General features: G+C 72.2%; 12 protein-coding genes. 5 read left to right on the top strand and 7 right to left on the bottom strand.

Going from position 1 to position 11,120, the window contains the following annotated elements; translation table 11 throughout:
* Positions 1-29 precede the first annotated feature (29 nt).
* Positions 30-1,112, top strand: a complete 1,083-nt coding sequence (locus C1I97_RS21380; protein WP_111004832.1) for a pectinesterase family protein — start codon at positions 30-32, stop codon at positions 1,110-1,112.
* 127 nt (positions 1,113-1,239) lie between these two features.
* Here the strand turns inward: C1I97_RS21380 and C1I97_RS21385 are convergent, their stop codons facing one another.
* From C1I97_RS21385 to C1I97_RS21400, 4 genes are all read right to left on the bottom strand, one after another.
* Positions 1,240-2,145 carry a hypothetical protein gene (locus tag C1I97_RS21385; protein ID WP_111004833.1) on the bottom strand — a complete coding sequence of 302 codons (906 nt, stop codon included), beginning with the start codon at positions 2,143-2,145 and terminating at the stop codon, positions 1,240-1,242.
* Positions 2,142-2,747 (bottom strand): SigE family RNA polymerase sigma factor, encoded by a 606-nt coding sequence (locus C1I97_RS21390; RefSeq protein ID WP_111004834.1) that lies wholly within the window; start codon positions 2,745-2,747, stop codon positions 2,142-2,144. Before C1I97_RS21390 ends, C1I97_RS21385 begins: the two co-directional genes overlap by 4 nt.
* Before the next feature lie 125 nt (positions 2,748-2,872).
* Complete coding sequence (locus C1I97_RS21395; protein ID WP_111004835.1) at positions 2,873-3,352, bottom strand: GNAT family N-acetyltransferase; 480 nt, start codon at positions 3,350-3,352, stop codon at positions 2,873-2,875.
* Positions 3,353-3,355: 3 nt separating this feature from the next.
* Positions 3,356-4,129: an IclR family transcriptional regulator gene (locus C1I97_RS21400; protein ID WP_111004836.1), complete on the bottom strand. Its 774-nt coding sequence runs from the start codon at positions 4,127-4,129 to the stop codon at positions 3,356-3,358.
* 172 nt (positions 4,130-4,301) lie between these two features.
* Between C1I97_RS21400 and C1I97_RS21405 the strand changes: the two genes are divergently transcribed.
* From C1I97_RS21405 to C1I97_RS21420, 4 genes are all read left to right on the top strand, one after another.
* Positions 4,302-5,828, top strand: coding sequence for an aldehyde dehydrogenase (NADP(+)) (locus C1I97_RS21405; RefSeq protein WP_111004837.1), 1,527 nt, complete (start codon positions 4,302-4,304; stop codon positions 5,826-5,828).
* A gap of 47 nt (positions 5,829-5,875) precedes the next feature.
* Positions 5,876-6,379: a GNAT family N-acetyltransferase gene (locus C1I97_RS21410; RefSeq protein ID WP_181446838.1), complete on the top strand. Its 504-nt coding sequence runs from the start codon at positions 5,876-5,878 to the stop codon at positions 6,377-6,379.
* A gap of 78 nt (positions 6,380-6,457) precedes the next feature.
* Positions 6,458-7,180: a DsbA family oxidoreductase gene (locus tag C1I97_RS21415; protein ID WP_111004838.1), complete on the top strand. Its 723-nt coding sequence runs from the start codon at positions 6,458-6,460 to the stop codon at positions 7,178-7,180.
* 106 nt (positions 7,181-7,286) lie between these two features.
* A complete protein-coding gene (locus C1I97_RS21420) occupies positions 7,287-8,336 on the top strand; it encodes an aminotransferase class V-fold PLP-dependent enzyme (protein ID WP_111004843.1) in 1,050 nt (349 codons plus the stop codon).
* 73 nt (positions 8,337-8,409) lie between these two features.
* Here C1I97_RS21420 and thpD read toward each other — a convergent pair whose 3' ends face one another.
* From thpD to ectB, 3 genes are read right to left on the bottom strand one after another with little or no spacing between them, the layout of a single operon-like run.
* Positions 8,410-9,330, bottom strand: coding sequence for an ectoine hydroxylase (gene thpD / locus C1I97_RS21425; RefSeq protein WP_111004839.1), 921 nt, complete (start codon positions 9,328-9,330; stop codon positions 8,410-8,412).
* 4 nt (positions 9,331-9,334) lie between these two features.
* Positions 9,335-9,742, bottom strand: coding sequence for an ectoine synthase (locus C1I97_RS21430; protein ID WP_111004840.1), 408 nt, complete (start codon positions 9,740-9,742; stop codon positions 9,335-9,337).
* Positions 9,743-9,790: 48 nt separating this feature from the next.
* Entirely contained in the window at positions 9,791-11,062 is a 1,272-nt protein-coding gene (gene ectB / locus C1I97_RS21435; RefSeq protein WP_111004841.1) for a diaminobutyrate--2-oxoglutarate transaminase, read from the bottom strand.
* Positions 11,063-11,120: the final 58 nt, after the last annotated feature.

Raw genomic sequence — 11,120 nt, forward strand, 5'->3', positions numbered from 1 at the left:
CCCCTGCCGCACCGTGAAGGAGCACCCGCATGCCCCTGTCCAGAAGGGGAGTTCTGCTGGCCGGAGCCGCGCTCGGTCTCACGGCCGTGCCCGCGCGGGCCGCCGCCCGGCCGCACCCGTTCGGCCGCCACGGCTCACCGGCCGCCCGCCGCACCCCGAAGACCCTGTACGTCGACCCGCACGGCCGCGGCGACTTCACCGGTGTACAGGCCGCGGTGAACGCCACCACCGGCGACGGCTGGACCCTGGTCCTCGCGCCCGGCACCTACCGGGAGACGGTCGCCGTGGACGCGAGCCGGACCGGCATGACCTGGATCGGCGCCGGCGGTGACGCCCGTGACGTGGTGATCGTGTACGACAACGCGGCCGGCACCCCCAAGCCCGACGGCGGCACCCTCGGCACCAGCGGATCGGCCACGACCACCCTCCAGGCGGACGGCTTCACCGCCCACCGGGTCACCTTCGCCAACGACTGGCTGCGCGCCGACCACCCCGGCGTCAGCGGCACCCAGGCCGTCGCCGTCAAGGTGCAGGGCGACCGCTCGGCGTTCTGGCACTGCCGCTTCCTCGGCCACCAGGACACCCTGTACGCCGACTCCAGGGCCCTGACCTCCTTCGCCCGCCAGTACTACGCCCACTGCCACGTCGAGGGCGACGTCGACTTCGTCTTCGGCCGGGCGACGGCGGTGTTCGAGGACTGCCGCTTCCGCACCCTGAACCGCACCGACCTGGCGTCGGCGCCGTACGGCTTCGTCTTCGCGCCCTCCACCGCGGGCGCCAACCCGCGCGGCTTCCTGGTCGTCCGCGGCCGGATCACCAGCGAGGCCCCCGACGGCTTCTACAAGCTCGCCCGCCCCTGGGTGCCCAGCTCGGACACGACCGCCCGCCCGATGCTGACCGTCCGGGACACCTGGCTCGGCCCCGGCATCGACGCGGTCGCGCCCTACGCCAACATGTCGGACTCCTACCCGTGGCAGGAGCAGCGCTTCGCCGAGTACCGCAACACCGGTCCCGGCGCGCGGATCACCGTCCCCGCCAACCGCCCCCGGCTCACCCGTGCCGAGGCCGCCTCGGCGACCCGCCGGGCCCACCTCGGCGACTGGACGCCGTGACGACGGCCCCCCCGCCCGGACGGCCGAGCGGAGGAGCCCTTCACGCTCGTTCCTTGCGTGCGAGCGGTTACTTGCGTCTCCTGGTCGCCGCCGCCGCGGAAAGGGTTGCCGTGTCCACCGAACTTTTTTACGAACTGCCTTTTATTGTCGATCGGTTGTCGCCGTGCACCGTGAAGTCTCCGGCGACGGAGCGCGGTTCGTCCTGCGCGGTGGCCTTCATCGAGTAGCTGTCGCGCCGCGCGTCCCGGCCGCCGCGGGCGTGGTCGTACTGGCCGGCGAACACCCACTGGCCCGCGGGGACGGTGCGGCCCGGCCTGAGCGCCCAGGTGTAGACGAGGAAACCGTCCTTCTCCTCGACGGTGAGGGTGAAGTCGTCCTCGGGCAGCGACCGCCAGGCGCCGGTGGAGGACACCCCGCCGGTCTGGGCGACCTTCAACCGGACCGTGAGCGCGGTGAGCTGGACGGAGGTCTTCAGGGTCACGTTGCTCTGGGCCCAGAAGTCGTTGCTGTGCGGGTCCACCGAGCCGTCCGACCACAGCGGACCGTCCTGCTCGGAAGCGCCGGCGCCGGAGGGCGGCCGCGCGGTGGCGGAGGCCGTGCCCCCGGGGGCCGGGGAAGAGGACGTACGGGGCTTCGCGGAGCCGTGGCCGTCGCCGGCGCCCGGCGTGGGGCCGGCCGGCGGGACGGGTGCCCGGCTGGTCGCGTCCGGTGACGGCGTGGGTGTGGGCGTGGGTGTGGGCGTGGGCGTACCGGAGGAGGACACCGTCCGCCGCTCCGGCCCGGGGGCGTCCTTCACCGCGGAGGCCACCGCGTAGCCGCCGACCGCCAGCACCCCGGCGACCGCGGCGGTGGCACCCGCCACCTGCAGCCGGCCCCACGCGGCCGGGCGCGTGAGCCGATGGCCGGAGCGGGCCTGTCCGGCCATGCCGCGCTCGATCCGCGCCAGGATGCGCGCGCGGTCGGGCTCGTGCGCCCCGGCCGCCTCGTGCAGCCGGGCGCGCAACTCCTCGTGCACGTCCTGCCGCATGCTCATCGGTCCCTTCCTCCGGCGTTCCCGGTCCGCTCCCCCAGGCCCTCCGCCGTGTTCGAGCGGGGAGGCGCCCCCGCCACCGCGCGCACCCTGTGCGGAGCGTCCCGCGTGCCGAGCAGCCGCTGCAACTCGGCCATCCCCTTCGACGTCTGGCTCTTCACCGTACCCACGCTCACCCCCAGGGCCTGCGCGGTGTCCTTCTCGGACAGGTCGAAGGCGTGCCGCAGCACCACACAGGCCCGCTTGCGGAACGGCAGCCGGCGCAGCGCCTCCCGGACGTCGACGGCACCCGCCACGTCCGGGTTCTCGGTCCGCTCCTCGCGCTGCGACCAGACCAGGGTGATCCGGCGCCGCTCGCGCACCGCGCCGCGGATCCGGGTACGGGCCAGGTTCGCGACCACCCCGCGCGCGTACGCCACCGGGTGGTCCGCCGCGCGCACCCGGTCCCAGCGGTGCCACAGCGCCAGCAGGGCGTCGGCCGCCAGGTCGTCCGCCGCGTCCGCCTCGCCCGTCAGCAGATAGGCCAGCCGGGCCAGTTCGGCGTGGTGGCGTTCGAAGAAGGCGTGGAACTCCACGGAGGCGGCGTCGTCGACGACTGTCCCCACGGTCTACCTCTCACAGCAGATCCCCGACATCGAACAGATGTGCGCCGGGTGCGGATCCCGGAACTTCATCAGCGCCCGTCCGGACCCTCGAACGCCGTGTGACGGACCGAACTCCCCGTTCACTCCTATCCGTTGGCGTCCCGCAGTGCCAGCACCACCTCGTCGATCTCCTCGCCCCGCGCCTGCGCGAACCCCCTGGCCCGCGCGGACTCCCGGAAGCCGCACTTGTGCAGCACCCGCAGCGAGCCCGCGTTGTCCGCCGCCGCGCGTGCGTACAGCGGGCGTTCGGGCACTTCGGCCAGCAGGGCGCGCAGCGCGGCCGTGGCGATGCCCCGGCCCCAGTAGGCGCGGTCCACCCAGTACGTGACCTCCCGCTCGCCCGGCTCGCCGTAGACGGCGGCGCTGCCGACCACGTCACCGTCCGCCAGGATCGTGCGCAGCACGTCGGAGGAGGCACGCAGCCTGCGCCAGTGTGCCTCGAAGGCGTCGTGGTCGGCCGGGTCCTTCGGGGTGAAGGCGGCCATCCGCAGGGCCTCCGGGTCGTTCATCTGCCGGAAGAACACCGGCAGATCGCTGTCGTGGACTTCGCGGAGCACAACCTGCATGGCTCACAGCCTCCGGGTGGCGAGTGTCAGACGGTCACGGGCGTCGAACAGGGCATCCTTCACCATCTGCTCGTGCGCGGGCGTCAGGCGCGCCACGGGGATCGAACAGCTGACCGCGTCCCGGGCCGGGGTGCGGTACGGGATCGCCACGCCGAAGCAGCGCAGGCCGAGGGTGTTCTCCTCGCGGTCGACGGCGTAGCCCTGCTCGCGGATCCGGTGCAGCTCCTCGATGAGCTCCTCCCGGTCGGTGATGGTGTGCTCGGTCAGCGCGGGCAGCGTCTCGGGGAGCATCGTGCGCACCTGCTCGTCCGCGTACGTGCTCAGCAGCGCCTTGCCGAGCGAGGTGGAGTGGGCGGGCAGCCGACGGCCGATCCGGGTGAAGGGGCGCAGGTGGTGCTGCGACTGACGGGTGGCCAGATAGACGACGTTCGTGCCGTCCAGGCGGGCGAGGTGGATGGTCTCGGTGGTGTCGTCGGACAGCCGGTCCAGCGTCGGTCGGGCCGCCGCGACCACCTCGTCGCCGTCGATGTAGGAGGTGCCGACGAGCAGCGCGCGCACGCCGATGCCGTAGCGCGTGCCCGTCGCGTCGGTCTCCACCCAGCCCAGCTCGACGAGCGTGCGCAGCAGCATGTACAGGCTGGACTTGGGATAGCCGACGGCCTCCTGGACCTCGGCCAGGGAGTGCATGCCGGGCCGGCCGGCGAAGTACTCGAGCAACTCCACGGTCCGCACCGCCGACTTGACCTGCGCCCCGCCGCCTGCCTCGCCTGCCGACATCGCCCTTGACCCCTTCGTTCGACGAGAAGCTGCCGTTATAGTCTCACCGTATTCATCATCAGAGACAGTGTTCAGCATATCGAACGCCCTGGTGGATGACCCCAATACGGCCGACCGGGCCGACCGTAGGGACCGGTCGGATACTGCGGCAAGACATGTGGAGGGATCCGCGGTGGCAGCACCAGTCTGGAGTGTCGACCCCCGTACCGGGAAGCAGCGGGAACAGGTCGCGGTGGAGGCCACGGCCCAGGAGGTGGGCACCGCCGTGCGGGCCGCCGACGAGGCGCGCGGCGCGCTCGCCGACCGCACCGTGCGCGCGGCCTTCCTGCGCACCGCCGCCGACCGGCTCGAAGCGGCCCGGGACCAGCTCGTCGAGGCCGCCGACGCCGAGACCGCGCTCGGCCCGGTCCGGCTCACCGGGGAACTGGCCCGGACCTGCTACCAGTTGCGGGCCTTCGCGGACATCGTCGACGAGGGCGCCTTCCTCGACGTGATCATCAACCACCCCGACGACACCGCGACCCCACCGATCCCGGACCTGCGCCGCCACAAGGTGCCGCTCGGCGTCGTCGCCGTCTACGCCGCCTCCAACTTCCCCTTCGCCTTCTCCGTCGCCGGCGGCGACACCGCGAGCGCGCTGGGCGCGGGCTGCCCGGTCGTCGTCAAGGCCCACCCCGACCACCCGGCGCTGTCCGAGCTGGTCGCCAGGGTGCTGCGGGGGGCCGCCGCGCAGCACGGCGTCCCCGAGGGCGTGATCGGTCTCGTCCACGGCTTCGAGGCGGGCGTCGAGCTCGTCAGGCACCCGCTGGTCGCCGCGGCCGGCTTCACCGGCTCCGTACGCGGCGGCCGGGCCCTGTTCGACGCCGCCGCCGCGCGGCCGGTGCCGATCCCCTTCCACGGCGAGCTGGGCTCGCTCAACCCGGTGCTCGTCACCGAGGCGGCGGCGGCCGAACGGGCGGAGGCCATCGGGGCCGGCCTGGCCGGTTCGATGACGATGGGCGTCGGGCAGTTCTGCGTCAAGCCGGGTCTGGTGCTGGTGCCGTCCGGGGCGTCGGGCGACGCCCTGGTCAAGTCGCTCACCGACGCCGTCAACGACACCGACCCGGGCGTCCTGCTCGACCGCCGGATGCGCGACAACTTCCTCGCCGGCATCGCCGAGCGCACCGGGCTGCCCGGCGTCGACTCCCCGGTCACCCCGGGCGCGGGCGGCGAGCACACGGTCAGCGCGGGCTTCCTGACGGTCCCGGCCGGGAAGCTGACCGGCGAGGGAGCGTACGACGTGCTCCTGGAGGAGTGCTTCGGCCCGGTCACCGTGGTGGCCCGCTACGAGGACGAGGCCGAGGCCACGGCCGTCCTGTCCCGCCTCCCCGGCAACCTCACCGCGACCGTGCAGCTCTCCACCGAGGAGGCGGCCGGTGAGGGGCGCGGCGCCGAACTGCTGGCCGAGCTGACCCCGCTCGCCGGGCGCGTCCTCGTCAACGGCTGGCCGACCGGCGTCGCGGTGGCCCCCGCCCAGCACCACGGCGGCCCCTACCCGGCGACGACGTCCACGTCCACCTCCGTGGGCGGCACGGCGATCGAACGCTGGATGCGCCCGGTGGCGTACCAGAACGCCCCGGAAGCCCTGCTCCCGCCCGAGCTGCGCGACGACAACCCCCTCGGCCTGCCCCGCCGCTTCAACGGCCGCCTGGAGCGCTGAACCGGCCGCACGGAACCGGACCGCCGGGCGTCCGCGTCCTCCCCCACATGATCGACAACAGTGTGCGCGGACGCCTGGTGATCCGTACGGCCGTGCCCGCCGAGGCGGAGGCCCTCGCGGGCCTGATGGTGCGTGCGCGGTCCACCTACTACCCGGACGGCGTCCCGGACGCCGACGCCGACTGGACCGCCAGATGGCGCCAGGCCGTCGAGAACCCCGACGGCCACGTCCTGTGCGCCGTCGACCAGGGCCGCATCGTCGGCCTGGCCTCCTTCCGCACCCCGCCGGACGACGCCGCGGACACGGTCGTGCTGTTCCAGTTCCACGTCGATCCCGACCGCTGGCGCTCCGGCATCGGCACGGCCCTGCACACGGCCTGCGCCGAGCAGTGGCGGACCGACGGCAAGCGGACCGCCGCCTTGGAGGTCCACGCGGACAACCACCGCGCCCAGCGCTTCTACACCCGCCGGGGCTGGACCCCGGACCCGGAGCACCCGCCCGCCGAGGGCGACCACCACCTGCGCCTGCGGTACGCGGTGACCGGGGAATGAAACAAGCTGCTTGAACGTTCACGGACTCGGCGGAGGGGCCTTCCTCCGCTTCCGTACGAACGGGAGAGAGCCGAGAGCATGCGCGTCGAGATCTGGTCGGACATCGCCTGTCCCTGGTGCTACGTGGGAAAGGCGCGCTTCGACAAGGCGCTCGCGGACTTCCCGCACCGTGATCAGGTCGAGGTGGTGCACCGGTCCTTCGAGCTGGACCCGCACCGGGCCAAGGACGACATCCAGCCGGTCCTCACCATGCTCACCGAGAAGTACGGCATGAGCGAGGCGCAGGCGCAGGCCGGTGAGGAGAACCTGGGGCGGCAGGCCGCCGCCGAGGGGCTCGCCTACCGCACCCGGGGCCGCGACCACGGCAACACCTTCGACATGCACCGCCTGCTGCACCTGGCCAAGGAGCACGGCCGGCAGAGCGAGCTGCTGGACGCGCTGTACCGGGCGAACTTCGCCGAGGAGCGGTCCGTCTTCGCCGAGGGCCACGAACGGCTGGTGGAGCTGGCCGCCTCCGCCGGGCTCGACGCCGACGAGGCCCGCAAGGTGCTCGCCGACCCCGACGCCTACGCCGAGGAAGTCCGCGCCGACGAGCGGGAGGCAGCCCAGCTCGGCGCCACCGGGGTGCCGTTCTTCGTGCTCGACCGCACGTACGGCGTCTCCGGCGCCCAGCCCGCCGAGGTCTTCGCCCAAGCACTCACCCAGGCCTGGGGCGAGCGCTCGCCGCTCACCCTCCTCCAGAGCGGCGACGGGGACGCGGACACCTGTGGACCGGACGGATGCGCGGTGCCGCGGAGCTGAGACCGGCACGTCCGCCCTGGTCGGCGCGGACGCATAAGCGGCGCTTGGGTGTACCGCACAGGAATACGCGATGGACTGCGGCCGCACCGGGCCGCACAGTGGTGCCATGGAGACCTTCGAGAGCCTCGTCCGTGCCGAGTTCGCCCCGAAGAACACCTACCTGAACACCGCGAGCACCGGTCTGCCGCCCGCCCGTACGGTGGACGCCCTGCGCACCGCCGTGGCGGCGGCCGCCGCCGGGCAGCCGACCGACATGTTCGCCGACGTGGAGGCCGCCCGCGCCTCCTTCGCCCGGCTGATGAGTGTGCCGGACCGCCGCGTGGCGGCCGGCGCCTCGGTCGCCGTGTACACCGGGCTGATCGCCGCCTCGCTGCCCGAGGGCGCCGAAGTCCTCACCGCCGAAGGCGACTTCAGCTCCTTGGTGAACCCCTTCCACGTCCGCCGCGACCTGAAGGTGCGCAGCGTCCCGCTGGAGCAGATCGCCGAGGCGGTACGGCCCGGCACGGCGCTGGTCGCGGTGAGCGCCGCGCAGTCGGCCGACGGCCGGATCGCCGACCTGCCCGCGATCCGTGCCGCCGCGCGCGAGCACGGCGCGCGTACGTACGTCGACGCCTCCCAGGCCGCCGGCTGGCGGGACCTCGACGCGGACGCCCACGACTACGTCTCCGCCGTCGCCTTCAAGTGGCTGCTGTGCCCGCGGGGCGTGGCCTTCCTGGTCGTCCCCGACGACCTCGGCGGCCTCAGTCCGCTGTTCGCCGGCTGGGTGGCGGGGGAGCGGCCCTGGGACAGCTGCTACGGCCCCGTCGAGGAACTCGCCCACTCCGCACGGAGGTTCGACGAGAGCCCCGCGCTCTTCTCCTACGCCGGTGCCCGCCACTCGCTCGAACTCCTCGAGGAACTCGGCGTGTCCGCCGTACGCGCCCACGACCTCGCCCTCGCCGAACGGTTCCGCGCCGGCCTGCGCTCCCTCGGCCACGAGCCCCTTCCCGCACCCGGCTCACCGATCGTCTCCGTGCCCGGACTCGACGACCGGCAGGGCGAGTTGAGCGGCGCCGGCATCGAGGTCTCCGCCCGCGCGGGCAATCTGCGGGCCTCCTTCCACCTCTACAACACGCCCGCGGACGTCGACCGCCTGCTGGACGTACTGGCCGGGTGAGGACCCACGACGACAGCGGGCAGTGGCCTCCCGTCCCACACGAGGAGGCCACTGCCCGGCAGTAACGGCGTGATCACTTCACGGGCGTGAAGTCCCGCGCCCCAATGAACTCAGGCCTGCGCACCGGCGCCGCGAACGGCTCCACCGCCGTGTTCTCCACGCTGTTGAACACGATGAACACGTTGCTGCGCGGGAACGGCGTGATGTTGTCGCCGGAACCGTGCATGCAGTTGCAGTCGAACCAGGTCGCCGAACCGGCCCGGCCCGTGAACAGCCTGATGCCGTACTCCGAGGCCATCCTCGTCAGCGCCTCGTCGGACGGCGTGCCCGCGTCCTGCATCTGCAGCGACTTCTTGTAGTTGTCCTTCGGCGTGGCCCCCGCACAGCCGAGGAACGTCCTGTGCGACCCCGGCATGATCATCAGGCCGCCGTTGGTGTCGAAGTTCTCGGTCAGCGCGATCGAGACGGACACCGTCCGCATGTTCGGCAGACCGTCCTCGGCGTGCCAGGTCTCGAAGTCCGAGTGCCAGTAGAAGCCGCTGGCGCCGAAGCCCGGCTTGACGTTGATCCGCGACTGGTGGACGTACACGTCCGAGCCGAGGATCTGCCGCGCCCGGCCGGCCACCCGCTCGTCGCGCACCAGGCTCGCGAACACCTCGCTGATCCTGTGCACTTCGAAGACCGAGCGGATCTCCTTGGACTTCGGCTCGACGATGGAACGCTCGTCGGCCCGGATCGCCGGATCGTTCACCAGCCGATCCAGCTCCTGCCGGTAGACGGCGACCTCGTCCTCGGTGATCAGCTGGTCGACGGCGAGGAAGCCGTCGCGCTCGTACGCCTGGAGGTCGGCGGCCGGGATCGGGCCGGGCGTGTCGGGGGAGCCCCAGAGGACGGGGTCCTGACGGGGGACGGCCACCTCGGTGGTGCCGCGGGTGGGGTAGAGATCGGTGACGGCGTTCGTGGCGTTCGTGGTGGTGTTCGTGGTGACGGTCATGGGGTCACACCTCCTCGGGTTCGGTGAGCAGCGGGTAGACGCCGTTCTCGTCGTGGTCCTCCCGTCCGGTCACGGGCGGGTTGAACACGCAGATGCAGTGGAAGTCCTTCTCCTTGACCTTGAGCGTGTGCCGCTCGTGGCCGTTGAGGAGGTACATGATGCCGGGCGTGATCGTGTACGTCTTCCCGGTCTCGCGGTCGGTGAGCTCCGCCTCGCCCTGGGTGCAGACGACGGCCTCGATGTGGTTGGCGTACCACATCGACGTCTCCGTGTTCGCGTACAGGATCGTCTCGTGCACGGAGAAGCCGACCTTCTCCTTGGCGAGGACGATGCGCTTGCTCTCCCAGGTGCCGGACTCGGACTTGACGTGCCGGTCGGTGCCTTCGATGTCCTTGAACGAACGGACGATCACGGTGGTGCGTGCCTCCTAGCTGGGTCGTTCTTCTGGCCGGTCAGGTGGTCAGGCGGTCTCGCGGACCGCGCGGGCGAGGACGCGCATGCCCTCGTCCAGCTCCTCGGGAGTGATGGTCAGGGCCGGCAGCAGCTTGACGACCTCGCCCTCGGGGCCGGAGGTCTCCACCAGCAGCCCGAGGTCGAAGGCACGCCGGGCGATCCGCCCGGCCCGGCCCTTGTCGTGGAACTCCAGACCCCACACCAGGCCCCGGCCCCGGAACCCCTTGACCTCGGCGCGGTGCTCCTCGGCGATCGAGACCAGCCACTGCTCGACCTGCTCACCGCGGGCGCGGGTCTGCTTCTCCATCGCCGAGCCGTCGGCCCAGTACGTCTCCAGCGCGGCCGTGGCCGTGACGAACGCGGGGTTGTTGCCGCGGAAGGTGCCGTTGTGCTCGCCCGGCTCCCACACGTCCAGCTCGGGCCGGAACAGGCACAGCGACATCGGCAGGCCGTAACCGCTGATGGACTTCGACACGGTGACGATGTCCGGCACGATCCCGGCCTCCTCGAAGGAGAAGAAGGCCCCGGTGCGCCCGCACCCCATCTGGATGTCGTCCACGATCAGCAGCATGTCCTGCCGCTCGCACAGGTCCTTGAGCGCACGCAGCCACTCGGCCCGGGCGACGTTGATGCCGCCCTCGCCCTGCACGGTCTCGACGATCACGGCGGCCGGCTTGTTGAGACCGGAGCCCTGGTCCTCCAGCAGCCGCTCGAACCACAGGAAGTCCGGGACCCTGCCGTCGAAGTAGTTGTCGAACGGCATCGGCGTGCCGTGCACCAGGGGGATGCCGGCGCCGGCCCGCTTGAAGGCGTTGCCGGTGACGGCGAGGGAGCCCAGCGACATGCCGTGGAAAGCGTTGGTGAACGACACGATGGCCTCGCGGCCCTTGACCTTGCGGGCCAGCTTCAGCGCGGACTCGACCGCGTTGGTGCCGGTCGGGCCCGGGAACATGACCTTGTACGGCAGGTCGCGGGGCCGCAGGACCAGGTCCTGGAAGGTCCGCAGGAACGTGCGTTTGGCGGTGGTCGACATGTCGAGCCCGTGGGTGACGCCGTCGCGCTCCAGGTAGTCGATCAGCGCCCGTTTCAGTACGGGGTTGTTGTGGCCGTAGTTGAGCGAGCCGGCGCCCGCGAAGAAGTCGAGGTACTCGTGGCCGTCCTCGTCGTACATGCGGCTGCCGCGCGCCTGGTCGAAGACGGTGGGCCAGCCGCGGCAGTAGCTGCGCACCTCGGACTCCAGGGTCTCGAAGACGCTCAGGTCGGGCTGGGTGATGGTCACGGTGAATCGCTCCTCGGTGTGGGGAGTGAGAGGGGGTCGGAGAGAGGGAGATGAAGTC

The sequence above is a fragment of the Streptomyces sp. NTH33 genome, assembly GCF_003236365.1.
Classification (GTDB): domain Bacteria; phylum Actinomycetota; class Actinomycetes; order Streptomycetales; family Streptomycetaceae; genus Streptomyces.

Excerpts from the sequence above, each read along its gene's own strand:
- thpD (WP_111004839.1), bottom strand. The coding sequence starts at position 9,330 with ATGACCGTCACCACGAACACCACCACGAACGCCACGAACGCCGTCACC.
- C1I97_RS21420 (WP_111004843.1), top strand. The coding sequence starts at position 7,287 with ATGGAGACCTTCGAGAGCCTCGTCCGTGCCGAGTTCGCCCCGAAGAAC.
- C1I97_RS21400 (WP_111004836.1), bottom strand. The coding sequence starts at position 4,129 with ATGTCGGCAGGCGAGGCAGGCGGCGGGGCGCAGGTCAAGTCGGCGGTG.
- C1I97_RS21415 (WP_111004838.1), top strand. The coding sequence starts at position 6,458 with ATGCGCGTCGAGATCTGGTCGGACATCGCCTGTCCCTGGTGCTACGTG.
- C1I97_RS21410 (WP_181446838.1), top strand. The coding sequence starts at position 5,876 with ATGATCGACAACAGTGTGCGCGGACGCCTGGTGATCCGTACGGCCGTG.
- C1I97_RS21380 (WP_111004832.1), top strand. The coding sequence starts at position 30 with ATGCCCCTGTCCAGAAGGGGAGTTCTGCTGGCCGGAGCCGCGCTCGGT.
- C1I97_RS21385 (WP_111004833.1), bottom strand. The coding sequence starts at position 2,145 with ATGAGCATGCGGCAGGACGTGCACGAGGAGTTGCGCGCCCGGCTGCAC.
- C1I97_RS21395 (WP_111004835.1), bottom strand. The coding sequence starts at position 3,352 with ATGCAGGTTGTGCTCCGCGAAGTCCACGACAGCGATCTGCCGGTGTTC.